The following is a 25,881-nucleotide window of genomic DNA, read 5'->3' as shown; positions in this document are numbered from 1 at the left end:
CAGTGAACCTGCCTGAACCGGATGGCATATGACTGACTTATTAGAACTGATCCGACAGGGTGAGGGCGAGCGGCTCGAATTCAAGAAGCGCACTACTCATCCTACCCGTATTGCCCGCACGCTGGCCTCCTTGGCTAATACGCGGGGTGGCCGCGTGCTGGTGGGCGTTGATGATGATGGCCGCGTGGTGGGCGTGCGCGATGCCGAAGAAGAAATTTACCAACTCCGTGAAGCGGCCCAGCATTACATTGATCCGCCGCTGGAGTTGCGCTTCAAGGAAGTAGAAGAGGATGACCGGGTGGTACTGATTGTGACAGTGCCGGAAAGCCCACTGAAGCCACACCGCGCCCAGGTAGCCGACGGCGACTGGCGCTCTTATGTGCGTGTGCGCGACGAAAGTGTGCAAACCAGCCAACTCACCGAGAAAGTGCTGGAGCGCTCCGACCCTAGTCCGCAATTCGAGCGCATCCCCCTGAACCGCGAGGAGTTGGCGGTGCTGGACTACCTAGGGAAAAATCCGCGCATTACGCTGGCGCAGTATATGAAGCTGCTCAACATTGGGGAACGGCGGGCCTACCGCACACTCATTAAGCTCACGCTGCACGGCTATATCAAGCACCACAATAAGCAGAAGGAAGTGTATTATACGCTCTGATTGGGCTCCAGCAAGTCCCAGAGATTACCATATAAATCGGCAAAAACCAGCACCTCACCGTAAGGCTCTACCACTGGCGGCCGCACTATAGTAACGCCTTGTGCCAGTAAGCGCGCATAGTCGCGGGCCAAATTATCGGTGTACAGAAACAAGGCTACCCGGCCGCCCGTCTGGTTACCGATGCAGCGGACTTGCTCTGGTGTAGCGGCCAGGGCCAGTAGCAGCTCGGCGCCGGCTTGGCCGCAGGGCGCCACCCGCACCCACCGTTTTTGCGGGCTCAGCAGGGTGTCCTCCACTAGCCGAAAGCCCAGCTTATGGGTGTAAAAAGCAATGGCCTCGTCGTAGTCGGCTACCAGCAAGGTAACAAGGGCAATTCGCTGATTCACGGGCACTAGCACAATAACCTACTACGCAAAACAGCCGGCCTCCGCTGTAGAGCGAGCCGGCTGCTTTTCCAATTTTTCTCGTTAATCAAATTAGTCTTGCTGACGAGATTTTAGCGCTTTCTTTTCTTCTTTTGCGGCCTTTTTCTCCTTAGTGGTTTTGGCAGGCTCTTTCTTTTTTTCCTTGCGGGGTTCTTGTGCTTTAGCCATGATGGTGCTGATTGGAAGGGAAGATAGTACCCATAACGAAACCGCGCTGGGAGGTGTTGTCTGCAAGTACGCTAATTGGCCAGCAAGGGCAAATACCGTTCGCGCAGCAAATTGATATGATGCGCCTCGTGGCCGGGCAAAATGTAGGCCATGCCCCGTACGCTCACGGGTTGTCCGCTGGCTGTGCCTAGGCGCTCGTAGTCTTCCGGCCGAAACGATTGGAACAGGCTGAGAGTGGCGGCACGCACCGTATCGTACTCACGCAGAATATCTTCCAGGGCACGGGCATCGGCTCCGGAAGCGGGCACGTAGTCGTCCTGCTCAAAACCGGGCAACGGAGTGGTGTCGCCGCGGGCAATGCGCAGGGCCCGGTACGCAAAAATGCGTTCTGTATCCATCATGTGCACCAAATTCTCCTTAATGCTCCACTTGCCGGGTGCATAGCGGAATAAAGCCTGCTCATCAGACAAGCCAGCCAGCAAATGGCGAAGCTCAGTTGGTTGGTGGCGCAAGGCTTCTAGCGGGTCGCCGGTAATCAGGCGCACGTAGGTATGGTAGTACGGAGCGTACTCCGTGGCGGTGGGGGTAGTCAGCAGGAAACTCATAAGTGCGAAGCTACAGGAAACATGCAAGTTTCAACCGTACCCGCGTTTTGCTGGCGCACCACTAGGTGCTCATGAACCTGAAACCTCCGCCGAACGGTTTAGTGCTGAGCTTTTTGCCAGGTGAGCAGGTTAGCAGCAGAACAGTACCTAGGGAGAAAGGGCAACAAGGGCCCAGCTGCAAGCGTAGAGAAGGCACACTCCTACTTCACTCATTTTATATGTCTTCTCTCGTCGAAAAAGGCTTATCCATTTCCAAAAACGCACTGTTCAGCGTATTTCTTAACCGTGCCGGCAAGCTGCTGGGCCGCCCATTTCGGGTAGTGATGGTGCTGAACGAAGTCGCCAACAAGCTGGCCAGCAAAGAAAGCAAAGACAACAAGTTCAAGCAGGTTTTCGACGTCGGGTTTACGCTGGTGCGCTTGGTACGCAACTACGTGAGCGGCAACTACCGCCAGATTGATACGGGCACCATTGTGTCGGCGCTGGGCGTGCTGCTCTATACTCTCTCCCCCGTGGATTTGGTGCCGGACTTTATTCCGGTGGTAGGCTTCCTGGATGATTTGGCCCTGATCAGCTGGTTTATCGAGAAATTCCAGGGCGAGATTCTGCGCTTCCGGGAGTGGGAGCAAACGCATGCCGCCGAGGAAACCAACGATATTCCGGCCGCCACTGCCAAGCCAGTGTACGCCGCCTCCAACACCAACACCGAGAATGCTCCGGCCGTGGCGGAGTTGGGCCACTCCTAACACCTAGTACTTCTGCTCTTTTTTCGCTGATTCGCTTGCGGTTCGCATTGTGCTTCGGCCCTGGCCACTTGGTCGGGGCCGTTTGCTTGCTTAAAGGTTTGCGCGCCGCCGGTCCCTAGTACACACCAGCGCCCGGCCCTCCGCAAGCAGCCTGATGCGTATTTTCGCGTCATGGTAGCACAGCTGCCCACTACTCCGCACTCAACTCTGTAGGTTATGTCTTTACTTTCCCGGCTGGCACTGCTTGCCTTCACGTTCCTTTCTTGCCTGCCCCAGGCTCGTGCCGATGAAGGCATGTGGCTGCCGCTGCTGCTCAAGCAGCTCAACGAGGCCGATATGCAGAAAAAAGGCCTCAAGCTTACGGCCGAGCAGATCTACTCCGTCAACCAGGGCAGCCTCAAGGACGCCGTGGTCCAGTTTGGCGGCGGCTGCACCGGCGAAATTGTCTCGAACGAAGGCCTGCTTCTGACCAACCACCATTGCGGTTACAGCCAGATCCAGAGCCATTCTTCGGTGGAGAAAGACTACCTCACCAATGGCTACTGGGCCATGAGCCGCGACCAGGAACTGCCCAACCAGGGCCTGACGGCCACCTTTATCGTGCGCATGGAAGACGTGACCAGCCAGGTGCTGGCGGGTGTGCCCACTGCCAATATCTTGGAGGCCGAGCGCGAGAAACTAGTGCAAGTGAACAGCCAGCGTGTAGCCCAAGCTGCCGTGCAGGGCACGCATTACCAAGCCTTTGTGCGGCCGATGTTCAATGGCAACGAGTATTATCTGTTCGTGACGGAGGTGTTTCAGGATGTGCGCCTGGTGGGCGCGCCGCCGAGCAGCATCGGCAAATTTGGGGGCGACACCGATAACTGGGCCTGGCCCCGCCACACTGGCGACTTCAGCATCTTCCGCATCTATGCCGGCCCCGACAACAAGCCCGCGCCGTATTCAGCAGCTAACAAGCCCTTTAAGCCCCGTCATTACCTGCCCATTTCCTTGAATGGTGTACAGCCCGGCGACTTCACCATGGTGTTCGGTTTCCCGGGTCGCACCAATGAGTACCTCACCTCGTGGGGTGTAGATGAAACCTACTCGCTCTCGAACCCGGCCAAAGTGAAAGTGCGCGACGCCAAACTCCGGATTCTGGATGCCGATATGAAGGCCTCCGACAAGGTGCGCATTCAGTACGCGGCCAAGTACGCCAGCATTGCCAACTACTGGAAAAAGTGGATTGGCGAAACCCGGGGCCTGAAAAAGCTCGACGCTGTGCGCGTAAAACAGCAACAAGAAGTCCAGTTTCAAAAGTGGGCTGAAAGCGGCGACCAAGCCCGCCGGGCTGCCTACGCCGGCCTGCTCCCGGAGCTGCAGAAAAACTACACCGCCGTGCGCGACTACACCCTGGCCCGCGACTACGTGACCGAAGCCGCCCTGGGCGTGGAGCTGATGCTGTACGCCAATAGCCTGCTGCCCCTGCTGGACATGACCGACAAAAAAGCGCCAGCTACAGAAATAACCGCCGCCGTAGAGAAGCTAAAGAAAGGAGCGGCCGGCTTTTTCCGCAACTACAACGCCCCTACTGATCAGAAAGTGGCCGCTGCGCTACTACCCCTCTACGCTAACGGAACCCCCAAAGCTCTGCTGCCGACCTACGTCGCCAACCTTCAGAAACAATATGGGGCTAGCGGCGGCTGGAGCGCTTACGCGGCGCAACTCTACAGCAAGTCGCGCCTGACCTCGGAAGCCAGTGCTTTGGCCCTGCTAGATGAGGTAGCCAAAGGTAACTCCACCGCGCTCCGCACTGACCCCGCGATGCAGTTGGCCTCGGCCATCGTGAGCACCTACCGCCAGCAGGTATTGCCCACCTATACCGCTGCCACCGATAACATTGCCCTGCTCCAGCGCACCTACATGGCCGGCCTGCGCCAGCAGCAAACCGACCGCAAGTTCTACCCCGATGCAAACCTTACCCTTCGGGTAGCTTACGGCCAAATAGCTGGCTACGAGCCCGCCGACGGCACTAAGTACGACTTCTACACCACGCTCGATGGTATCATGGAGAAGGCCGACCCCACTAACCCCGATTTTGAAGTTCCGGCCAGGCTCACCGAGCTGTACCAAAATAAGGATTTCGGGCCCTACGCCTATAAAGGTTCAGTTCCGGTAGCCTTTATTGCCACCAACCACACCACCGGCGGCAACTCCGGCTCGCCCGTTATCAATGGCAGCGGCGAGCTAATCGGCATCAACTTCGACCGCAACTGGGAAGGCACCATGTCCGACATCATGTTCGACCCTGATCGGGTGCGCAACATCACGCTGGATGTGCGCTACATGCTGTTTGTAGTAGATAAGTATGCCGGCGCTGGCCACTTGGTAAAGGAAATGACCTTAGTAGGCGGCTCGAACGGCGCTGCTACCCCCGCCAATGGCAAAAAGCTGGAGAAGATGAAAGTGAAACGCAAGCCCGCCAAGGTAAAAGCCTAGCTTTTCTGATTCAACACAAGGCTACGCCCGCCGGAATTTCTACCTTCCGGAGGGCGTAGCCTTTTTTACGTGCATTCACCTTATTTCTTTATGAACTATACCTTTCTGGCAGGGGCTGTGCTCGGGCTTCTTACGTTTCAGCGAGCTAGCGCCCAAGCCTCCAAAACCCAAGCACTGGAACAGGAAATTCTCCGTGAGGGCTTGGCTTTATACGAATCGGAGCGCGCCTCCTGGGTAGCCACAGATGTACTGATGGCGCAAAAACCTGATGTGCAACACCTCATCGGTTATTTCTCCTACGCCGATGGAGACTCGGTGCGTACTGTTTTTATGCAACAAGAGGGAAACACCTTCTCGGCTAGGCACAGCTTCAGCTTTAACCGGGCCGCCATTACACCTGCAGCAGTCCGGCAGTTCGCGGCCCGGCCGGCTTCCGAGCGGGAGCAGAAGCTATTTGCGTTACGGTTGCAGGTAATGGAAGAGTTGGAATCGAATAAGGTACTAGGCACGCCGTACCGGTTTCCAGAGAATACCCGGCCCAATGTGGTACTCCTTGACCAAGGCCCCAGTGTGCGGGCCTATGTGTTGACTGGGCCCCAGGAAGGCGGGATTTTGCCCCTTGGAAACGATTTTCTATTCCGCTTTACAGAACGCGGAAAGCTTAGCAAAGTAGAGCGGCTGCACAACAGCTATATAGCGATGCGTTTGCCGGAGGGCTACACCACAATAGAGGCAGGTATGCATAGCCATCTGCCGGCCCATCCTTACATTACCCCTACTGATATCTGCTCTCTACTGCTGTACCGTGAGGCCGTTCCGGCCCCTCAACACTATGTAATGGGGAAGGAGTATGTCTCGCTATTTGACCTTGAAAAGCGGCAGCTAGTGTTTCTGACCAGAAAAGCTTTTGATAAAATCCAGAAAAGCCGAAAGGAAGCCACAACATCGAATGATTGATAGGCTCATCCCGAGCTGTATAGTTTGCCGTTTTCCTTTGTCTCTGCTTTGTATGCGCCTTTCGCTCTTTGTTTCACTGTTATTTTCAGGTCTGACTTGCTTGGCCCAGTCTCCTGCTACTCTGCTCCTGCGGCCGGCGGCTGTGTTCGATGGCGAAACGATGCACGCGGGCTGGGCCGTGCTGGTAGAGAACGACAAAATCAAAGCTGTAGGCCCCGCCGCCCAACTTACGGCCCCGGCCGGCGCCCGCACCCTAGAACTGCCTGGCCTTACGCTGCTGCCCGGCCTGATTGAAGGGCACTCGCATATGCTGCTGCACCCCTACAATGAAACCACCTGGAACGACCAGGTGCTGCTGGAATCGGAGGCGCTACGGGTGGCGCGGGCCACGGCTCACGTCCGCGCCACGCTGCTGGCTGGCTTTACTACCGCCCGCGACCTAGGCAGCGAGGGCGCCGGCTACGCCGATGTGGGCCTGAAGCAAGCCATCGACCGGGGTCTGATTCCGGGGCCGCGCCTGTTGGTGGCCACGCGCGCCCTAGTGGCTACCGGCAGCTATGGTCCTAAGCTCTCGGTGGATGTAGACGTGCCGCAGGGTGCCCAGGAAGCCGATGGTGTAGATGGCATCATCCGGGCCGTGCGGGAGCAAATTGGCAAGGGCGCCGACGTAATTAAAGTGTACGCCGACTACCGCTGGGGCGCTAATGAGCCTAGCCGCACCACGTTTTCGCAGGAAGAGCTGAACCTGATTGTGCAAACCGCCCGCAGTGCCGGCCGCCCCGTGGAGGCCCACGCCAGCACCCCCGAAGGCATGCGCCGCGCTACCCTAGCTGGCGTACAAACCATTGAGCACGGCGACGCAGGCACCCTAGAAGTGTTCCGGTTAATGAAGCAGCGAGGGGTAGCGCTCTGCCCCACCGTAGCCGCCGGCGACGCCGTTTCGCAATACCGCGGGTGGCGCCGGGGCCAGGACCCTGAGCCCGAGCGCTTGGTGCAAAAGCGCCAAAGCATGAAAGCTGCTTTACAAAGTGGCGTGGAGCTGGCCATCGGCGGCGACGTGGGCGTATTCACGCACGGCGACAACCTCCGCGAAGCCGAACTACTGGTGCAGGACTACGGCCTCACCTCTCTGCAAACGCTACGCGGGCTCACCAGCACCAACGCTCGTCTCTTTCAGCTCCCCGACCGCGGCCGCATCCAGCCTGGCCTCTTAGCCGACCTAGTTGCCGTAGCCGGCGACCCTAGCAAAGACATAAAGGTGCTCCGCCAAGTGCGGTTGGTAGTGAAAGGTGGGGTAGTAATAAAGGAGTAACGTGCACCGGGCGGTTTGCAAGATGTACAACCGCCCGGCGTCTGACACTTTACCCAACTTCCAGGCCTAGGCGCCCGGCCGCTCAATACCTAGCTGCTGCAGCTGCTCAGCGTATTTATCGTAAATCACCTGCAGATCCTGGCCGTGCTTGTCGGCATCAACGCCGATGCTGACGTTGCTGGTGTGGAACCGGTGCAGGTGGCTGACGTGGGGGCAGATGACAGGCAAGTGGCCCGCCAGCAGAAAGCGCACGTACAGGTCCAGGTCTTCGGCCATTTCAATTTCTTCGTCGTAGCCGCCTACTTCCTCATACAGCGCGCGGGTGTAGCATACGTTGCCCTGAATGAAGTGCTCGGCCCGAAAAATGGCCCGTAGCATATCAGCAGGCGTTTCAAACTTCCAGGCGTAGTAATCTTCATTCGGCAGGTAGCGCCGCTCCTCATCTACGCGCAAAAAATCGGCTACCAGCCAGGGCTGGCCGGGGTTCTGCTGAATTTGAGCGCCATAATGAAACAAGGCGCGCTGCACCAGAATATCGTCATCGTCGAGGGGCACAATCCAGCCCTCGGTGGGCACATACTTTCTGATAACACGATTACGGGCCGGGCCGGGCAGCAGTTTACTAGCTTGGTTTAGCACCCGAACCGGTACACCTTCCTGGCGGCTGGCTTCCTGCAGCCATTCTTTGGTGCCATCGGTGCAGGCGTTCTCGCAAATGAGGTGGTCGAAGGAGAAATCAAGGGGAGCAGACACGCTGGCGCGTACGCTGGCCACCGCCTCCGGCAGAAACTGCTGCCGGTTGTGGGTTGGGGTAATTACAGAGAAGTGCATGCTCCCTATTCTGGCAGTAGCCGGAAAAAGTTACACCCACGCCGATACTCAACCTTAACGGGCCACCTGGCGTTATTCCGATGTCAGTAGCTAAATCCATGGCCAAGTTTGTCGTATCCATGCGTCTGCCGGATTTTTTCGATGAGGATTTTGTCGCCCTCATCCCGCGCCACCGTGCCTTCATTAACCATTTGATTGAAGACAACATCGTGGAATCCTACGCTATCAGTGCTGACCGCAGCCGCGGCTGGGTAACCATGAACGGGCAGAGTACGGCCGCTATCAAAGCGGTAGTGGAGCAGTTTCCGCTGTACCGGTTTTTGCGGGAGGTAGAAATTGATGAGCTTTTCATCTTCGATAGCACTGCCAGCCGCTTTCCACGTATCAGCCTGAATTAAGTGAAATATCTTTCTTCCTGGTAGATTTAAGCCTACGACAGCACATCTGCCCGCTAGCCTCTACCCACTTCCCACTCCGGCCTGGTTTCTGCATACCGGCCAGTACTCCTTTGTACTGCTACCGCTTACGTTTTCATGATTCGTTATTTTCTGCTTTTTCCCGTAGCGGCCCTGCTTTTAGGTGTTAGCGCCGCTACCCTCCCCGCTGACCCCAAGCCCACCACCGAACAGCTTATTACTAGGCTCACCGCTTCTATTGAAAACCTGAAAACGTTGCGGTGCAATGTGCGGGCCAAGGAGCGCATTGGTGGCGAGTACCAACTGGCCCAAACCAGCATGAAAATGACCTTCAAGCCGTACAAAGTGTACTTACGCAACCAGAAGGGCATTGAGGTGCTGTACGTAACGGGCCAGAACGACGACGATGCGTGGGTGTACCCCAACAGCTTCCCGTACGTAACCGTCAGCCTTGATCCGCTGGGCTCCCTGATGCGCAAAAACCAGCACCACAGCGTGCTTGATGCTGGCTATGGCACCATTGCCGAGCTGCTGCGCGGCTCCAGCAACCGCCTCGACCACAGCTTCGAGAAGACCTTTCGCTACACCAGCGACACCATCGTGCAAGGCCGGCCGGCGCATGTGCTGCGGGCCAACTACCCCCAGTTTCGCTACGTGAGCTACAAGCCCAGCAAGCCCGAAACGGTATCATCTATTGCCGAGCGGTTTGGGTGCGGCGAGTACCGCATTCTGGAAAAAAACAACTTGACTACAGGCGCCACCGTGCCCGCCGGCCGCACCCTTCAAGTACCTAACGCCTATGGACGCAAGGTGGCTATTGTAGTAGATCAGAAGCTGACGCTACCCCTCGTTATCCAGGTCAACGATGATAAAGGCCTGTTCGAGAAGTTCGAGTTCAGCGACATAGTAGCCAATCAGCCCATTCCGTCCCAGGAGTTCACTAAGGATTTCAAAGGATATAAACTATAAGGATTAGGCTTGGCAGGCCCCGCAGCCCTAGCATAGAAACAGAAAAAGCTTGCCACACGGCAAGCTTTTTCTGTTTCTATGCTAGGGCTGCTCCAACCTTAACGGCGCATGGTTTTTTCAATTTGATCCCACATGTCGGAGCTCAGGAGCTCAAGCTTGTTGAATTCGCCGGCTCCGTTCAGCCATTCGCCGCCGTCGAGCGTTACGACCTCGCCATTCATATAGGCAGCAAAATCCGAAACCATATAGGCAGCCAAGTTGGCTAGCTCCTGGTGGTTGCCCACCCGCTTGAGCGGTACCGAGGCGGCTGGGTCGAGTTTGGAGGCTAGTGGCTCGGGAAACAGGCGGCTCCAGGCGCCTTCCGTCGGGAATGGACCGGGGGCAATGGCGTTGGAGCGGATACCGTACTTGGCCCACTCCACGGCCAATGAACGGGTCATGGCCAGCACACCCGCTTTGGCTGCGGCCGACGGCACCACAAAGGCCGAGCCTACGGAAGCGTATGTCGTCACGATGTTGAGGATAGTGCCGGGCTTTTTCTCGGCAATCCAGCGCTTACCGAAGGCGAGGGTGCAATTGTAGGAGCCTTTCAATACAATATCTACAATCACATCGAACGCCTTGTGGCTCAGGCGCTCGGTGGGGCTGATGAAGTTGCCGGCCGCATTGTTGAGCAGCACGTCCACGCCACCAAAGGTGTCGATGGTTTTCTGCAGCATGGTCTCTACCTCATCGTATTTGCGCACATCGCACTGCACGGCCAGCACGTTCTGGTTGCCGGTCTGTTCGCGTAGTTCACTGGCCGTCTGCTCCAGCACATCCAGCTTCCGGGAGCTGATAACAACGTTGGCGCCGAGCTGCAGGAAGTAGGTAGTCATGGCACGACCAAGGCCGGTACCACCACCCGTCACAACGATAGTTTTACCCTGGAGGGCGTTGTCGCGGAGCATGGGCTGGGCGTAAGGATGAGAAGCAGACATAAGATGGCTTGGTGGGAAAGTGGAGGAATAGGGCAAAGGTAGAAACTACTGCCGCGTCTCAAATAAACCAGTTATTCGGGTAACTGTGCCTTTCGCTACAATTCTGTTTCCTTCCACGCAGTAAAAAGATGTGCCCGAGCACACAAATTTCTGGTGCACTCTCAGGCGGGATTCAGGGAAGGGGCAGTATATGAGGGAGTACAGCCACTCCTCTACTGGCACTGCCAGCTTCTGCCAGGAATTGCCAGTTTCGGGGTCATAAAAATCGGGGCAAAGCATAAAACACAGGGTGGCGTTTTCGCCAGAGGCATACCGGAAATCCCAGCGTATGCCGTTGTAGGGAGGCAACTTACAACCACCTTCTTTGAAGGCAGTATCCGAATCCGAGCCTCGAAACGTCGTCGAGGTCAGCATAGAACTAATAAGCCATGGAGTAAGCAGATAGCAACAATCTGGACCGTAATAAATGTACAAGGTTACTAGATTGCAGGGCCGGCAACTTGCTTGAGCAGGATTTTTTGCCACCTTTACCACCCCATGACCGACGCTGTTTCTACTGCTCCTCTTCCTACTATTGCCGTGCTGGGCTGTGGCTGGCTGGGCCTTCCATTGGCGCTGGCCCTAGTAGCGGCTGGCTACAGCGTAAACGGTACCACTACTACGCCGGGCCAATTGCTCACGCTGCGCGACGCCGGCATCCGCCCCTTTCTGCTACGCTTAGCCCCTACTCTTTCCGCTACCGATGCCGACACGCTACAGGCCCTGCTGCACGGAGTGGAAACCCTGGTTCTGAACGTGCCGCCCTCCCGGGGCGCCAGCACCCCTGATGCCTACCCCACGGTGGTTCGGCATGTGGCGGCCGCCGCCAAGCAAGCCGGCGTCCGGCATGTGCTGCTGGTCAGTTCCACCGGTGTGTACCCCGATGAGCCCCGCTTGATGCGGGAGCCCGATGCCCAGGCCAGCCCCGATGCCACGCTACCCTTACTGCAGGCCGAAGCCCAGTTTCAGGGGCCTCAGAATACCATTGTGCGGCTAGCGGGTTTGTTCGGGCCGGGCCGAGCGCCGGGTCGGTTTTTGGCGGGCCGGGCGGGTGTACCCCACGGCGAGGCTCCTGTCAACCTGATCCACTTGCAGGATTGTATCAGCTTGCTGGTTAATATCATAGAGAAAGATCTGTGGGGACATACGCTTAATGCCAGCGCGGCTACGCACCCTACCCGCCGCACATTTTACACGGCCGCTGCTACCCGCCTGGGCCTGGCACCTCCTACGTTTCAGGAAGAAACCAGCGGCGGCAAGCAGATTGATTCTTCTCGGATCCGAGAGCTGACCGGCTATCAGTTCCGGCACGAAGATGTGGTAGCGGCCCTGGAGTACTGCTGATTTCAGGGCGGTTTGCCCGGTAGTACGGCCTAGGGATAGTACCTTTGCAGGGTGAAGGCAGATCAGAAAACAGTGGTGGTAGTGGGCGGTGGCGCAGCAGGTTTCTTTGGGGCCATTGCCTGCGCTGAAGCCAACTCGGAGGTGCGGGTAATCCTGCTTGAAAAAACCTCAAAGCTGCTCAGTAAAGTCCGGATTTCGGGGGGTGGCCGCTGCAACGTAACGCATGCCGCTGAAACCGCAGCCCAACTGGTGCAGCACTACCCCCGCGGCGCCCGTCAACTCAAAGAGTTATTCAAGCAATTTGGCGCCCTCGATACGGTTCGGTGGTTTGAGAAGCGCGGCGTGCAGCTCAAAACGGAGCCCGATGGCCGCATGTTTCCCGTTACTGATTCGTCGGAAACCATTGCCCGGTGCCTGCTGGATGCTGCCCAAAAAGCCGGCGTCAGTATCCTGACCCAGACTACGGCCGAGCACATTGAGGTTCTGCCTGAGGGTGGCTTCCGGCTGACACTTACTGGCGCCCACACGCAATATGTAGTGGCCAACCGGCTGCTGATTGCCACTGGTGGCGCGCCCAAATCGGAGCAGTATGAGTGGCTGCGAAAACTAGGGCATACCGTGCAGGAGCCTGTGCCCAGCCTGTTCACCTTCAATGTACCTAACTCGCCGCTGCGCGAGCTTCCGGGCGTGAGCGTGCCTAGGGCCCGCGTGCGAGTGAGTGGCGAAAAGCTGGAGTATGAAGGCCCGGTGCTGGTTACGCACTGGGGCGTGAGCGGGCCGGCGGTGCTCAAGCTTTCGGCGTGGGGCGCGCGCCGCCTGCATGAGCTGCAATACAAAAGCACGGCCCTTATCAACTGGATTCCAGAGTACACAGAAGATACGTTGCGCCAGTATTTGCTGGAGTTCCGGGAGCAGCACGGCAAGAAGGGCGTGGCCGGCAATCCTTTGTTTGGGCTGCCCCAGCGCTTGTGGCGCACGTTAACGGACCAGGCCGGCATCGGGCCGGAAACGAGGTGGAATGAGCTGCCCGCCAAACTACAGAACCGGCTGATTGAGAGTCTGCTCCGGACGGCCTTGCCCATGCACGGCAAAACCACTTACAAGGATGAGTTTGTGACGTGTGGCGGCATCACGCTAGGTGAGATACAGATGCAAACCCTGGAGAGCCGCCACGTGCCCGGCCTGCACTTTGCCGGCGAAGTGCTCGATATTGATGGTATTACCGGCGGCTTCAACTTCCAGGCCGCTTGGACTACGGGCTACCTCGCCGGCCGAGCCATGGCAGCCAGTTTGGGTTTGAGTAGCTAACCTCCTTACCTTCTGCGAGTCAGAGAGTTCCAAGCCGCAATCTGCACAGTAGTTTTGCTATTTGATTGGTACTTATCGAAACTTGAATTGGGTTTTGGCAGTAAAGAGAGACATTGCTACCTTTTGTCAATCTTAACCTACTCTCCTTATGGATGCCAAAGCAACCCAAGCCGCCCTTAATGAACTTCTAGAAACCCTGAAAGACGGCCAGCGCGGCTACACCGAGGCCCTCACTGATGTGGAGGACGCTGATCTGAAGCAGATTTTCAAGAAATACGCCGCTCAACGTTCCGAATACATTACGGAGCTAGAGGACAAGATGCACAAGCTAAACCTGCATCCTAAAGAAGAGTCGTCTATTACGGGTACGGTACACCGGGCCTTCATCAACCTGAAAGGCCTAGTAACTGGCAAAGACCGCCACAGCATTCTGGCGGAGTGCGAGCGGGGCGAAGACTACGCCAAGAAAGCGTACGAAACCGCCCAGAAAATCGAAGGCCTCCCCGGCGACCTGCACTCTCTCATTACCAAGCAGGCAGCCGGCATCAAGCAAGGCCACGATGAAATCCGCGACCTGCGCGACGCTTCCAAATAAACTACAACGCCTTTGTGAAATGCCAGCCAACGTGGGCCGGCTACTTACTAGGTTGTTTTTAACGTGAAAGGTGCTCCGTTGTTTAAGCTTGGCTTAGCGTAACGGAGCACCTTTTTGCGTTTGCAATTCCCTAGCCTCTAGCTAGGCTTAAACTTAAACCGAAAATCAATTCACGCTCACCTTTTCATGAGCTTGCGTTACTAGGCTGCATCTATACACAAACCGCTCAAGCTCAGCGAACTGCAGTATTTTAGCCACTATCCTGAGTTTGCGTGGCAACTCAGCACACAAGCTGCTTCGGCAGTTTCAGCATACCTAGGTGGTATGCTGCCAAACAAAAAGACCACTCAATTGAGTGGTCTTTTTGTTGACTAGTATGTTCTACTGATGAGCGAGTAGCCAATCAGCTGGAGCTGACTATTCGCCGTCGTTGTCGCGCTTGCCTTTGTAGCCGCCACCGAAGCTTCCGCCACCGCGGTTGCCACCGTAGCTGCTACCGCCTTCCCGACGGTCGCCGCCGAAGGAGCCACCACCACGGTTACCGCCGTAGCTCCCGCCGCCGCGGTTACCACCGTAGGAGCTGCCACCTTCGCGACGCTCGCCACCACCGTAGGAACTGCCGCCACGGTTGCCGCCGTAGCTTCCACCGCCGCGGTTACCACCGTAGGAGCTGCCACCTTCGCGACGCTCGCCACCACCGAAGCCACCTGGACCCCGACGAGGACGCTCGCTGCCGCCGAAGCCGCCGCGCGTATTACCTTCCTGCTGGGCATCACCTTCCTGACGTGGGGTAGCAATGTTGAAGGCAACCGGACGACCCTGGATGCTGCTACGGCCCAACTGAGCAATAACTTCCTCCACAAACTCATTCGGCACTTCCACGAAGCTAAACTTATCGTAGAGGGCAATATCACCTACTTTACCAGCCGTGAGGCTCGTGTTTTCGGCAATCAGGTCCACGATGTCGCGGGGATGCAGACGGTCTTTCTTGCCCATCGTAACAAACAGGCGGGTGAAGCCGGCGCGGGCGGCACCTTGGGTGCGGCTGGCGTCGAGGCTTTCCTGCGCACGCTTGTCTTCCTTCATCGTCATCTTGAGCAGAGCAGCGGCCACGTCCAAAGACGTTACTGCCTCTTCCTGGTCCTGATCGATGAGGCGCTGCACGCGGGCAATGTACTTGTCGAGGTTGCCCTTTACAATTACCTCCTTGATGGAGTTCAGCATCAGCGTGGTTTTCACCTCCGATACATCTTCGAAGGACGGCACGCGCTCCTGCTTGATGGTGGCTTTAGTGAAGCGCATGATGTCGCGCAGCTTGTAAATATCGCGGCCGCTCACGAAGGTGAAGGCTTTGCCCAGTTTACCAGCGCGGCCGGTACGGCCAATGCGGTGTACGTAGTATTCCTCGTCGGCGGGCAGGTCGTAGTTTACTACTACTTCCACGTTGTCCACGTCGATGCCGCGAGCAGCCACGTCAGTAGCCACCAGGATTTCCAGCGTGCCTTTGCGGAATTTATCAAGGGTATTCTGGCGCTGCTGCTGGCCCATGTCGCCGTGCAGACCTTCGGCGAAGTAGCCTTTGGCTTGCAAATCACCTACAATCTCGTCAACCATGCGCTTCGTGTTAGCGAAGACGATGCCCGACTTAATATTGTACATGTCGATAAGGCGCGTCAGAACGTCTTTCTTCTGCGGGCCACGCACCTCGAAGTAGCTCTGCTCAATGTTGGTAACCGTCATTTCCTGATGGTTTACCTTCACAATCTGCGGATCCTTCTGGTAGCGCTTGGTCATCTCCATGATCGGCTTACTCATGGTAGCCGAGAAGAACACCGTCTGGCGCTCTTCAGGCATTTTCTTGAGCACCGTCTCGATGTCGTCGCGGAAGCCCATGTCCAGCATCTCGTCAGCCTCATCGAGGATGATCATTTTGCAGTTGTCCAGCTTCAGGGTACCACGCTCAATGTGGTCCATTACGCGGCCAGGCGTACCAATTACGATTTGAACGCCGCGCTCCAGAGCCCGGAACTGACGGTCGTAAGAAGAGCCACCGTAAATCGGCACTACGGCCAGACCACGCTTATATTTGCCTAGTTTCTGGATTTCACCTGAAACCTGCACCGCCAGCTCGCGGGTAGGGCACAGCACCAAGCACTGCACTTCGCGCGAGTCGGTGTCGATACGCTCAATAGCTGGGATAGAGAATGCGGCAGTTTTGCCGGTGCCCGTCTGGGCTTGGCCGATAACGTCGCGGCCGGCGAGCAGGGCTGGAATGCCGGCGGCCTGAATCGGCGAAGCCTCTTCATACCCAACTTCGGCAATAGCACGCTGCATTTCTTCAGAGAGGGTCAGCTCACTGAACTTCATTTTTTCCTTTTCGTTTTCCATTTTGGTGTTGATGGAGTGGAGACAATAGCTCTGAAAACAGCGGATTCAGCGACGCTCTTCTCCCACTCAACAACAACGACAAGTGACGGAAGCAACGGACGGAAGACAAAGCCGGCCCAACAAGTTTCTTTAAGGCAGCTCTCAAGCTGCGCGGAACGTGGCCGTTCTCAAATGCGGCTGCAAAGGTAGGGAGAAATAATGATATTTGCATAACTCCTGCCATAATCAGGCTAGCCCCCACCGGGTGGTGAAGTGCTTGCCACTTAAACGCCGCGTGCCCAAAACAGGTTGAACCTGATACATGGCCTAGGCAATTCCATCTATATAGGCACCATCAGGGCACAAAAAAAGCAGGCTCGTCAGGAGCCTGCTTTTCTAAGATATCCGAGAAGGATACTGGACTAAGCCAGCTTCACTTTCACGGCGTTGGGGCCTTTTTTGCCCTGAGCGATTTCGAATTCAACCTTGTCTTTGTCGCGAATCTCGTCGATGCACTCGGTTACGTGAACGAACACGTCCTCGCCGGTTTCGTCAACTTTGATAAAGCCGAAACCTTTGGTTTCGTTGAAGAATTTTACAGTTCCTGTCTGCATGGTACTCTGGTGATGATGGATGTTTTTTCGGAAAGCGCACTCAACTCTGCTTTCCCTCCCAAAAGGAAGTACTCAACAGGACGGTGAAACCGCGTTTTCTTAATGTGATTCAAATATACACGGATATTTTAGATGTGGAATAGCTAGCAGTTAAAGTCACGTAAATCCTCTGCGGAAGCTCAACAACGCCATAAATGCATTTAATCCCTGATTGTCAATCAATTGAATAGCTTCAAATAGCATCTTATTTTCTTTTTCTATCACCCTACTTCTTTCGGCTAACCCCATATTTTGTTGTGAGCCCGATACCTTTGCTCTGATGCAAACATCTAGTCAGCCCGCCTTCCGCTTCTCTCGCCTTCTTACGGTTCAGCCTCAGGACATCGATGAGCTCGACCACGCCAACAATATACAGTACGTGCGTTGGGTGCAGGACACGGCCGGAGCGCACTGGAATACAGCCTACCCTGCCGGTGAGCGGGAACGCTACATTTGGGTGGTACGCGAACATAGGGTGAAGTATCACCACCCTGCCTTATTAGGCGAGGAACTGCGTTGCACTACCTGGATTGGAGAAGTACGCGGCGCTCAGTGCCAGCGGTTTGTGCGCATTGAGCGGGCTAGTGATAACAAGCTGCTCTGTGAGGCCGAAACCCAGTGGGTGCTACTGGACCCAACCACCAAACGACCTGTACGCGTGGAACCAGAGGTAATAAATCGGCTGTGGGGATCGGTGGAGTGAATTGCATAGTGCCTCACTACCTTAGTGAACTCCTTTATCTTCCTGCTTAACTAAGATTATTGCTGTCATGCGTCCCCTCTCCGCTCTGCTACTTACTAGCCTTTTGGCCAGCTGCAACTATGCCAAATCAAACCAACAGGTGTTGGTTTCTAATGATTGTGGCATGCAATGGAGCAAAATTGCGGCGGGTGACGCCGTCCCGAAAGGCACGATGAATCCGTGCTACATGAAAGTGGTTATTCCCAACTTTCCAATGCAGGGGGATAGCCGGTTCATTACCAACCTCAAGGATCGGGTCCGGGCCTCGGTACATATCGACTACGACTACTCGATTATTGATCCACTGGCGTTTATCCGGCAGGCAAAGTATTTGGGCAAAGCCAATGCCCACGCCGACAGCAACGATGCACTCAGTCCAGCTGCATTTGAGGGAGCCGAAAACATGGTTATCGACAAGCGGATCCGAGACGTGAGCAAAGCGCTGTTTCTCACAGAAGATATAGTAGAGCTGGACCAGGCCGAAATCGAGAACAGCTTGTTAGTGCAGTCGAATAAGGTGTTGGAGCCGTTAGGGGTGCACCTGAACTTTATTACACTCACCTTCGATCTGGATGAGCAGACTCGGCAGGCCATCGATATTTCTACGGCCATGAAGATTTACGAGAGCCGCAACCTCACGGAAGTAGGCAAACAGGTAATGATCCAACGCGCCGGCGCTACCAAAATTACCGTCGAAAACCAAGCCCCTTCGGCCCCCACCAACAAAGAGGAAGAATAGACTCTAATTCTACTAGATACGGCTATTCACCTCGGGCAAACTTCTTCATTCGCACCCGATTATCCTCCAATGCCCGCCACATTCCGCATTTACTCATCCTCAGCCGGCTCCGGCAAAACCTACCAGCTCACCAAAGAATACCTGAAGCTGGCTCTGGGCACTGATGAGGCGGCGTACTTCAAGCGGATTCTGGCCATTACGTTTACCAATGATGCGGCGGGTGAGATGAAGGAGCGCATTATTGGGGCCTTACGCCGGTTTGCACAACTAGCAGAAGGAGAACAAGATGAGCTGCTCACCGAAATAGCGGAGGAGTTGGCCGCTGAAGGTCCCCTGGCCCACCTCGAAACGCCTGAGGAACGGCAACGGGTACTGCGGGAGCGGGCGGCGCATACCTTTCGGCTGGTGCTCTACCACTACGCCGATTTTGCGGTCAGCACCATCGACTCATTTGTGCAGCGCATTGTTACTGCATTTACCCGCGAGCTAGGGTTGCCCGCAACATTTGAGGTAGAGCTGGACAGCGCCACCGTGCTGCAAAGCGCCGTAGCCCTGCTCCTCGACCGCGTAAACCGTGACCCCAACGCGGCTTTACTTTCGCGCACTATCTCTGATTTCGCCCTCAACAAAGCCGACGAAGGCCGCAGCTGGAACAACCTGCCGGAAGAGCTCGTCGAGTTTGGGCAGTTTCTGCTTAGTGAGCCGGTACACGAAGCGGTGGAGCAGCTCCAGAAGCTGAGTATGCAGGATTATCGCCGCCTGCACGAGGCCCTGCGCCAGCGCAAAGCCGAAATTGAAGATGCCTTCCGGCAGGTGGCGCAGGTTGCCCAGGAAGCCGTGGACACGGCTGGCGTCGCGGATTCCGACTTGTACCAGGGCCGAAGTGGCCTACTAGGCTACCTTACTAGGTGGGAAGAACGCCTGCAAGCCGATAAAGAAGCCAACTCCTACGTGCGCGCCACCGTGGAGCAAGACAAATGGTATAGCAGTAAGGTGAAAACCGCAGCCGACAAAGCGCGGGTAGATGCCGTGAAGCCGGCTCTGCTCTCGGCCTACGAGCTAGTGGAGAAAATGCGCGCTACCCTCCTACCCGACTATCTGCTAGTAACGGGCATGCTACCCTATCTTTTTCAGGTAAGCCTGCTCAGCGAGCTAAGCAAATCAGTAGACCAGTTGAGCCGCGACCGGGGGGTAGTACTGATTGCCGAATTCAACCGCCGCATTGCCCAAATTGTGCTGCGCGAACCCGTGCCGTTTCTGTATGAGCGCATGGGCGAGCGGTATCTGCATTTGCTGATTGATGAGTTTCAAGACACCTCCGTATTGCAATGGAATAACCTGTTGCCGCTGGTAGAAAACGCCGTGGCTGGGGGCAACCTCAGCTTGGCCGTAGGCGACGCCAAGCAGGCCATTTACCGCTGGCGCGGGGGTGAGATGGAGCAGATCCTGCGCCTATACCAGGGCCAGACCGAGCAGCTGTATTTGAAAGCTACCGATGAAGAGCTGCGCAATTTGCTGGCATCCCGTTATCAAACTTTGGATCAGAGCCTGGTAGCGGCCAACTTGAACACTAACTACCGCTCGGCTCCGGCCATCATCCAGTTCAACAACAGCTTCTTCACCCAAATCAGCGCCACGCACGCCTCCTTGCCACTGGTGCAGGGTATCTATGATGCCGACTTTACGCAGCAGGCGCCCGCAACGGCCTTGGGCACGCCGGGCCACATAGAGCTGCTGTTCACGGAGGATGACGCGCCCGCCTGCCGCTACGATGCAGCCATTGGCACGTACACGCCCGAGCACCTGCCGGGCTACACCACCGGCCAGACGCTGGACTACAACGAAAGCACCCTGTACCTCACGCTGCAGCTGGTGGAAAAAGCCGTGGCCGATGGGTTTCGGCTGCAGGATGTAGCCGTGCTCTGCCGGCGCCGCGACCAGAGCCGCCGGGTAGCTAAGTTCCTGAAAGAGCGTGGCTACGATATTATTTCCGCCGACTCACTTTCCCTGGAGTTTGCTGAGGTGGTCAACCTGCTGGTGGCCCTATTTCGGGTGCTAAACCAGCCCGCCGATACCCTGGCCCGGGCCGAGGCTTTGCTGCTCGTAGACAGGGTAGTACGCGGCCAAGACCCTACCCCGGAGCGCGCCCGCCGCTGGTCAGAGCTGGCCAACAACGAATCAGTACAGCCTTTTTTTGACGAGCTACGCACCCTAGGCTATGATGTGCAAGAGCGGGAAACCGGCAACCTGGGGTTGTATGAGCTGACAGAGCGCCTTATCGGGCTGTTTGGGCTGCTGCACAGGGTAGCGGAGCAGGAATACCTGTTCCGGTTTCTGGACCTGACCTTGGAGTACAGCCTGCGGTTTGGCAACAACCTCAACAACTTCCTGGCCTACTGGGACCAGCGCAAAAGCAGCCTCAGCATCAACGCACCCGCCGGCCGCGACGCCATCACCATCACCACAGTGCACAAAGCCAAAGGCTTGGCCTATGGAGTAGTGATTGTACCGTTTGCCGACTGGTCGTTGAGGCCGTACATGGGCACGCTGCTGTGGGGACGCCTAGCTAATACCGCCGATAAACCCCTTGCCGACATGCCTGCGGTGGCTGTGCTGCCCCAAACCCAGGCGCTACTGCGCACGCCGCTGGCCACGCAATACACTGAGGAAACCGAAAAGACTTTCTTGGAAGGCCTGAACATGCTGTACGTGGCTTTCACCAGGCCGCGTCACCGCCTGTACGCCATCAGCCGCAAGCCCAAACCCACCAAGGCCGGCAAGGATAGTGAAACAACAGAAGTGATGGAGCCGGCCAAAACCGTGGCCGAGTTGCTGCACCGCTACCTTGTCAGTACCGTGCTCTGGGACGATGAGCAGATGGCCTACGTGCTGTCTGATGCGCACGGCTTCGTGCCCACACCCAAAAACCAGGAGCCACAACCTAATACGTCCCTACCCCTCTACAACCTCGTAAGCACTCCGTGGGAAGAACGCCTGCGCCTAAAGCGCCACGCCAACACCGTCTTCGATTTCGATGACCAACAGGCCCAACGCGAGTGGAACCGCAAGCTGCATTACGCCCTGCGCCGGGTAAAGCGCGCTGCGGAGATTGACCGGGTAGCGGCCCAGTTAGTAGCAGAAGGCCTAGTGAGCACGCGCGAGCGGCCGGAGCTGCTACGCCGCCTGCATGAGGTAACGGAGCATCCCCAAATGAGCCATTATTTCAGCGCACAGGTAGAGGCCGAGGCCGAGCGAGAAATTCTGGTGGGCGGCACGCGCAAGCAGGACTACAAGCCCGATCGTATCGTCTTCGAAACGACCAGTGGAGCAGGCCGCCGCGTTACGCTCATTGACTTTAAAGTGCCGCCGCCCGAGCCGCGCCACCGACAGCCCCTACAGCGCTACGCCCAGCTATTTCGGCAGCTAGGCTACGAGGAAGTATACTGCGTACTTTACTACTTTGACACGCAAGAAGTGTTTGTGTTTTAGGTTGCGGCGTAGGCATGCAACACGCTGCCAGCGCTAATCAGTTATACAAAGCGAAGCGGAAGGTTTCCTGGCCCGTAGGCTAACGGAAAGGCTACCTTTGCAACTCGTACCTTTTATCTGCCTTCTTCTATGGCTGCTCCACGCAAAGCCGCGCTTGGCTTCATTTTCCTGACGCTGTTGCTGGATGTCATCGGTATTGGAATTATTGTGCCCGTAATTCCGGCACTGATCCGCCACCTCACCGGTGGCACTATCAGCGACGCGGCTCGCGTGGGCGGTTGGCTGGTGTTTGCCTTTGCCGTAATGCAGTTCTTGTTTTCGCCGGTAATGGGCAACCTCTCTGACCGGTTTGGGCGGCGGCCCGTGCTGCTCCTTTCCTTGCTGGGGTTTGGGCTTGATTACATCCTAGTAGCCTTTGCTCCCAACATCGGGTGGCTGTTTGCCGGACGCCTGATTGCAGGCGTTATGGGGGCCAGCTTCACCACCGCCTCCGCCTACATTGCCGATATATCAGCCCCGGAGGAGCGGGCCCAGAATTTTGGGATGATTGGTGCTGCCTTCGGTCTGGGGTTTATTATCGGCCCTGCCCTAGGCGGCGTACTAGGCAAATTTGGCCATCAGGTGCCGTTTTTAGCTGCCGCCGCCATCACGCTCCTGAATGTGGTGTATGGCTATTTTGTGCTGCCTGAGTCGTTGCCTGTGGAGAAGCGCCGCCCCTTTGACTGGAAGCGCGCTAGCCCCCTCGGCTCCCTGAAGATGCTGCGGCGCTACCCCGTTATCACGGGACTAGTGGCCTCTATGCTACTTATTTACGTAGCCGCCCATGCTACGCAATCCACGTGGTCGTACTATGTAATTGAGAAGTTTAAGTGGGACGAAGCTTGGATTGGCTACTCGCTGGGGGCATTGGGCTTACTGGTAGCCCTAGTACAGGGCATCCTGATTCGACGCATCAATCCGCTGCTGGGCCCGAAACGGTCGGTATTTTTGGGCATGACGCTGTATGCCGTTGGCTTCTTGCTCTTTGCCTTCGCTTCCAAAGGCTGGATGATGTTTGTTTTCTTGGTGCCCTATTGCCTGGGCGGTATTGCCGGACCGGCGCTGCAAGGCATCATTTCCGGCCAAGTGCCGCCCACCGAGCAGGGCGAACTACAGGGTGCCCTCACTAGCCTGATGAGCGTAACCTCCATCATCGGCCCGCCCCTGATGACCAACCTATTTTCGTACTATACTAGCCCCGGCGCGCCCATTTACTTCCCCGGCGCGCCATTCATTCTGGGGGCAGTTCTTATTCTGGTGAGTTTACTGCTACTGGTCCGCTCCTTGTCTTCCTACGTAGTGCCCACAACCCAACCCGACGCAACGGAACCTCTTGTGAATGCCGGTCATTAGCTTACCTCAGCTTTCTAGAAGCCATAAAAAAGGCCTGCGCTACGGTAGCACGGGCCTTTTTTATGGAGGAAAGCTTAACGCTTGCCCAGCAACTTCCGAGCGCCTTTCAGGGCTTCCGGTACGGCGAGGGCTAGGGAAGCGAACGAGGCCACAGTGGCGACTTGGCAGTAGAAACACAGAGCCTTATTCTCCTGCCACTCTTCCTGACCCAGCTTCACGGTAGTCAGCGAATCGAACAGGGTTTTGAGGCCCATAGCCACGGGCAACATAGGCTGGGTAGTGGCTCGGTGCAAGCCGCCGGCTCCGGCCAGAGTGGCCGTAAGGCCATAAGTCACAATCATGGGCAGCGCGTCGGGCGTATCCATACGCTTGTAGGCGTAGTCCGAGGCATCTACTTTATCGGAGTCAAACGGACCCACGGGCGGATCGGGGAGGTGCTTGATGATACCGGTTTGGTAGAGGCTCACGATTTGGCCCGCCACCACCCCTAGCAGGGAGAGGCCAATAATCCAGCGGCGGCGTTTGAGGTCGGCGCTTTTGCCATGACGTAGTTCAAGGCTGAGTTGGGTAGGATCCATCAGAAAAGAATAGCAGGTGGTTAGTGCTACCGGGTTACGTGTTTCTGAGGGGGTAGGGTTTAGGAACAGCTTGCCGCTAGTGCACTAGCTTGCCAGTTTTACCCGACGGTAGCGCAGCTGCTCGGGGTGGTCCTTTTCCGCGTAGAATTCAAAACGTGTCGCTTCCGCGTCGATATAAAACTGAATTTCGGATGGCCGGACCGGCGGCCGGAATTGGGTCATTTGCCGAAATTTTACTTCCTGTGTGGCCGCTGGTCTCTGCTTGTTCAGCAGGCGTAGACATCCTCCCTCCTCATCCAGCAGGTAGTAGGTGTTAGTAGCAGGCACGTAAGTTCGCGGCACATAATACCCGAGGTTGCTGGCAAAGCCATTGTACTGAAATTGGGCTACTTTCTCGCCTTGTAGGGTTAGCACAAAGGCATTGGGTTTGTTGCGCATGTGGGGCGGCACTTTCCAAACCATACTTTCCGCGTTGCCAAGACTATCATTCGTCACGATGTATTCGCCGTACTGATAGATGGTTAGCAGCGTACTATCAGAGAGAAAGCGAGCCAGAACGAGGTTGGCGTGCGGTTTTCTTAGGGGTAGTGCTGCGCGGCCCGCCCGCAAAAGCTGCTGGCAGCTGATAAAAGCGCCGCCGTGCGGGGCGGGCAGCGGGTCACAATCTGCTTGGCCTTCCCCAAAGTGGTTTCCAAAGGACAGGTTATGGACGTTGCCTTGCATATCCAGCAGGAAGAAAACGTAGCTACCCACGTCGCTGCCCGGAATTGCAATTTCCTGCCAGAAAGCCAGCCCACCTAGTTCCGGATAATAGCCCAGAAAGCGGGGCGGCATTGGGGCGCTTACCACAACGATATCAGCCCCAACCACTTTAGAGAAATCTGATTTTCGAAACTCCTTTCGCATCACGGGTTGGCCGGCTGCCGTGGTCAGCACAACGCGGTAGTAGCCCGTGGGCCCTTGCACTAGCTGGTTGGTGGCAAAGTTGCTATCAGCGGCCAGAGCGGATCCTACAATGCCGTCTGTCTCGACGCGCAACATACGCGTTGAGTCGGCCTCGGCACTCAGGCGCAGGCGGTATAGCTTCCCGTCAATTTGGAAGGTAGTGTCCGTGGTAGCCTTTTCGGGTAATCCCTTCCCCATCCAGTCTACCGCATCGAACGCCACTGGAGCAGGAGAAGCCACAGCTGTTTGCAGTGAGTCGGGCGCCAGCGGCGGGGCAGCAACTTGCTCGGCGGGTTTTTCCGGCTGGCAGGCGGTAGCAAGTGCCAAGCTCAAAAACAGAAAGCGCCACGAGATGTGAGCCATAAAGATTTTACTAAATAACAGGAGAAGATAAGAACGCCTCTTCAATACCTTCTACCCGAAACTGCACGGCCGCCCCATTAGCATCTTTACCTTCAAACAGACCGTGTTCCGTGTATTTCGCCGATAAGTAGAAGCCGCCGACTTCTTCCAGCTTATGCAAGCTCAGGGTAGCAAGTTCCAGATATACTAGCCATGAGGTTCCAGCTGATGGCTGATTGAAAGTAGGCTCAAACAGTTGGAGAAATATACCGTCGGGCCATTCCCGACACAACGCACCCACCAGTTGGCTGTGCAAGCCAGGAATTTCAGGGGTTGTAATCAGCCGCCTAACTCCAGGTGAGTAGGGCCCCAAAACATCGTAATTCCACTCCGAAAAAGCCTCTCCAACTTCATCTTCTAGATCTACCGCCATGCTGCTCAGGTTAAGCTGAGCAGTAGTAAACACATGCTGTGGAGGTGGTTTTGTTGCCGAAGGTGGGGTAGTAGATTTAGGCAGGCCAAGTACTTGTTTAAAACCTTCCAGCAGCCATACCCCTGCTCCGACCAGCACGCCTATCGTTCCCACCACGAGCAGCACAGGAATGCCAACGACCAGTGCCAAGCCAATATGTAGCCCATGCTCCACCCTGCTCCCGACAGTTGCCGCAGGTAAAGCAGGTAGTGGAATACTGGTTTTCTGGATACTGAATTTCACTTGAATAACTGCGTATAGCTATACAACGAAGGTAACAACTGGCCGCTGTCAAGAAACCGTTTCCAGCGTTGCTGGCGTTATCTTTACCTCT

Annotated in this window: 22 protein-coding genes and 1 pseudogene; 14 read left to right on the top strand and 9 right to left on the bottom strand. The window is 56.4% G+C overall.

Features of this window, described 5'->3' with window-relative positions; all coding sequences use genetic code 11:
• Positions 1 to 28: 28 nt before the first annotated feature.
• Positions 29 to 655 (top strand): AlbA family DNA-binding domain-containing protein, encoded by a 627-nt coding sequence (locus tag ACYVHC_RS00230; RefSeq protein WP_460611645.1) that lies wholly within the window; start codon positions 29 to 31, stop codon positions 653 to 655.
• On the opposite strand, the gene ACYVHC_RS00225 is transcribed toward ACYVHC_RS00230, so the two are convergent.
• Positions 643 to 1,041: a VOC family protein gene (locus ACYVHC_RS00225; RefSeq protein ID WP_460611644.1), complete on the bottom strand. Its 399-nt coding sequence runs from the start codon at positions 1,039 to 1,041 to the stop codon at positions 643 to 645. The two genes, ACYVHC_RS00230 and ACYVHC_RS00225, sit on opposite strands and share 13 nt — an antisense overlap.
• A gap of 278 nt (positions 1,042 to 1,319) precedes the next feature.
• Positions 1,320 to 1,853 (bottom strand): DinB family protein, encoded by a 534-nt coding sequence (locus ACYVHC_RS00220; RefSeq protein ID WP_460611643.1) that lies wholly within the window; start codon positions 1,851 to 1,853, stop codon positions 1,320 to 1,322.
• Between the two features lie 473 nt (positions 1,854 to 2,326).
• Between ACYVHC_RS00220 and ACYVHC_RS00215 the strand changes: the two are divergent.
• The 4 genes and pseudogenes from ACYVHC_RS00215 to ACYVHC_RS00200 all read left to right on the top strand — a co-directional run.
• A pseudogene (locus ACYVHC_RS00215) lies at positions 2,327 to 2,425 on the top strand (YkvA family protein); the annotation flags it as partial.
• A gap of 390 nt (positions 2,426 to 2,815) precedes the next feature.
• A complete protein-coding gene (locus ACYVHC_RS00210; RefSeq protein ID WP_460611642.1) occupies positions 2,816 to 5,077 on the top strand; it encodes a S46 family peptidase in 2,262 nt (753 codons plus the stop codon).
• 90 nt (positions 5,078 to 5,167) lie between these two features.
• Entirely contained in the window at positions 5,168 to 6,034 is an 867-nt protein-coding gene (locus ACYVHC_RS00205) for a hypothetical protein (protein ID WP_460611641.1), read from the top strand.
• A gap of 52 nt (positions 6,035 to 6,086) precedes the next feature.
• Positions 6,087 to 7,346, top strand: coding sequence for a metal-dependent hydrolase family protein (locus ACYVHC_RS00200; protein ID WP_460611640.1), 1,260 nt, complete (start codon positions 6,087 to 6,089; stop codon positions 7,344 to 7,346).
• A gap of 66 nt (positions 7,347 to 7,412) precedes the next feature.
• On the opposite strand, the gene ACYVHC_RS00195 is transcribed toward ACYVHC_RS00200, so the two are convergent.
• Positions 7,413 to 8,177 carry a glycosyltransferase family 2 protein gene (locus ACYVHC_RS00195; protein WP_460611639.1) on the bottom strand — a complete coding sequence of 255 codons (765 nt, stop codon included), beginning with the start codon at positions 8,175 to 8,177 and terminating at the stop codon, positions 7,413 to 7,415.
• A 98-nt stretch (positions 8,178 to 8,275) separates the two neighbouring features.
• Between ACYVHC_RS00195 and ACYVHC_RS00190 the strand changes: the two genes are divergently transcribed.
• Positions 8,276 to 8,575, top strand: a complete 300-nt coding sequence (locus ACYVHC_RS00190) for a hypothetical protein (RefSeq protein WP_460611638.1) — start codon at positions 8,276 to 8,278, stop codon at positions 8,573 to 8,575.
• Positions 8,576 to 8,710: 135 nt separating this feature from the next.
• Positions 8,711 to 9,562, top strand: a complete 852-nt coding sequence (locus ACYVHC_RS00185) for a LysM peptidoglycan-binding domain-containing protein (RefSeq protein WP_460611637.1) — start codon at positions 8,711 to 8,713, stop codon at positions 9,560 to 9,562.
• A gap of 98 nt (positions 9,563 to 9,660) precedes the next feature.
• Here the strand turns inward: ACYVHC_RS00185 and ACYVHC_RS00180 are convergent, their stop codons facing one another.
• Positions 9,661 to 10,542: an SDR family oxidoreductase gene (locus tag ACYVHC_RS00180; protein ID WP_460611636.1), complete on the bottom strand. Its 882-nt coding sequence runs from the start codon at positions 10,540 to 10,542 to the stop codon at positions 9,661 to 9,663.
• Between the two features lie 537 nt (positions 10,543 to 11,079).
• On the opposite strand from ACYVHC_RS00180, the gene ACYVHC_RS00175 reads away from it, so the two are divergent.
• The 3 genes from ACYVHC_RS00175 to ACYVHC_RS00165 all read left to right on the top strand — a co-directional run bounded on the left by ACYVHC_RS00175 (position 11,080) and on the right by ACYVHC_RS00165 (position 13,828).
• Positions 11,080 to 11,925, top strand: a complete 846-nt coding sequence (locus ACYVHC_RS00175; protein ID WP_460611635.1) for a Rossmann-fold NAD(P)-binding domain-containing protein — start codon at positions 11,080 to 11,082, stop codon at positions 11,923 to 11,925.
• Positions 11,926 to 11,976: 51 nt separating this feature from the next.
• Complete coding sequence (locus tag ACYVHC_RS00170) at positions 11,977 to 13,233, top strand: BaiN/RdsA family NAD(P)/FAD-dependent oxidoreductase (protein ID WP_460611634.1); 1,257 nt, start codon at positions 11,977 to 11,979, stop codon at positions 13,231 to 13,233.
• A gap of 148 nt (positions 13,234 to 13,381) precedes the next feature.
• On the top strand, positions 13,382 to 13,828 hold the full coding sequence (locus ACYVHC_RS00165) for a ferritin family protein (protein ID WP_460611633.1): 447 nt from the start codon (positions 13,382 to 13,384) through the stop codon (positions 13,826 to 13,828).
• A gap of 417 nt (positions 13,829 to 14,245) precedes the next feature.
• Here ACYVHC_RS00165 and ACYVHC_RS00160 read toward each other — a convergent pair whose 3' ends face one another.
• Together ACYVHC_RS00160 and ACYVHC_RS00155 are read right to left on the bottom strand one after the other, a co-directional pair.
• Positions 14,246 to 16,216 (bottom strand): DEAD/DEAH box helicase, encoded by a 1,971-nt coding sequence (locus tag ACYVHC_RS00160; RefSeq protein ID WP_460611632.1) that lies wholly within the window; start codon positions 16,214 to 16,216, stop codon positions 14,246 to 14,248.
• A 401-nt stretch (positions 16,217 to 16,617) separates the two neighbouring features.
• A complete protein-coding gene (locus tag ACYVHC_RS00155; protein ID WP_044002346.1) occupies positions 16,618 to 16,809 on the bottom strand; it encodes a cold-shock protein in 192 nt (63 codons plus the stop codon).
• A 319-nt stretch (positions 16,810 to 17,128) separates the two neighbouring features.
• Between ACYVHC_RS00155 and ACYVHC_RS00150 the strand changes: the two genes are divergently transcribed.
• The 4 genes from ACYVHC_RS00150 to ACYVHC_RS00135 all read left to right on the top strand — a co-directional run bounded on the left by ACYVHC_RS00150 (position 17,129) and on the right by ACYVHC_RS00135 (position 23,210).
• On the top strand, positions 17,129 to 17,551 hold the full coding sequence (locus ACYVHC_RS00150; RefSeq protein WP_460611631.1) for an acyl-CoA thioesterase: 423 nt from the start codon (positions 17,129 to 17,131) through the stop codon (positions 17,549 to 17,551).
• Between the two features lie 67 nt (positions 17,552 to 17,618).
• Positions 17,619 to 18,329: a hypothetical protein gene (locus ACYVHC_RS00145; RefSeq protein WP_460611630.1), complete on the top strand. Its 711-nt coding sequence runs from the start codon at positions 17,619 to 17,621 to the stop codon at positions 18,327 to 18,329.
• 69 nt (positions 18,330 to 18,398) lie between these two features.
• Positions 18,399 to 21,818, top strand: a complete 3,420-nt coding sequence (locus ACYVHC_RS00140; protein ID WP_460611629.1) for a UvrD-helicase domain-containing protein — start codon at positions 18,399 to 18,401, stop codon at positions 21,816 to 21,818.
• 129 nt (positions 21,819 to 21,947) lie between these two features.
• Positions 21,948 to 23,210, top strand: coding sequence for a TCR/Tet family MFS transporter (locus ACYVHC_RS00135; RefSeq protein ID WP_460611628.1), 1,263 nt, complete (start codon positions 21,948 to 21,950; stop codon positions 23,208 to 23,210).
• Positions 23,211 to 23,284: 74 nt separating this feature from the next.
• Here ACYVHC_RS00135 and ACYVHC_RS00130 read toward each other — a convergent pair whose 3' ends face one another.
• The 3 genes from ACYVHC_RS00130 to ACYVHC_RS00120 all read right to left on the bottom strand — a co-directional run bounded on the left by ACYVHC_RS00130 (position 23,285) and on the right by ACYVHC_RS00120 (position 25,790).
• Complete coding sequence (locus tag ACYVHC_RS00130; RefSeq protein WP_460611627.1) at positions 23,285 to 23,788, bottom strand: vitamin K epoxide reductase family protein; 504 nt, start codon at positions 23,786 to 23,788, stop codon at positions 23,285 to 23,287.
• Positions 23,789 to 23,872: 84 nt separating this feature from the next.
• A complete protein-coding gene (locus ACYVHC_RS00125) occupies positions 23,873 to 25,096 on the bottom strand; it encodes a hypothetical protein (protein ID WP_460611626.1) in 1,224 nt (407 codons plus the stop codon).
• 10 nt (positions 25,097 to 25,106) lie between these two features.
• The gene (locus tag ACYVHC_RS00120) at positions 25,107 to 25,790 is read right to left on the bottom strand and encodes a hypothetical protein (RefSeq protein WP_460611625.1); all 684 of its coding nucleotides are present in this window, start codon (positions 25,788 to 25,790) and stop codon (positions 25,107 to 25,109) included.
• Between the last annotated feature and the right edge of the window lie 91 nt (positions 25,791 to 25,881).

It is taken from the genome of Hymenobacter seoulensis, from assembly GCF_054780535.1.
This window is presented reverse-complemented; position numbering and strand designations above follow the sequence as displayed.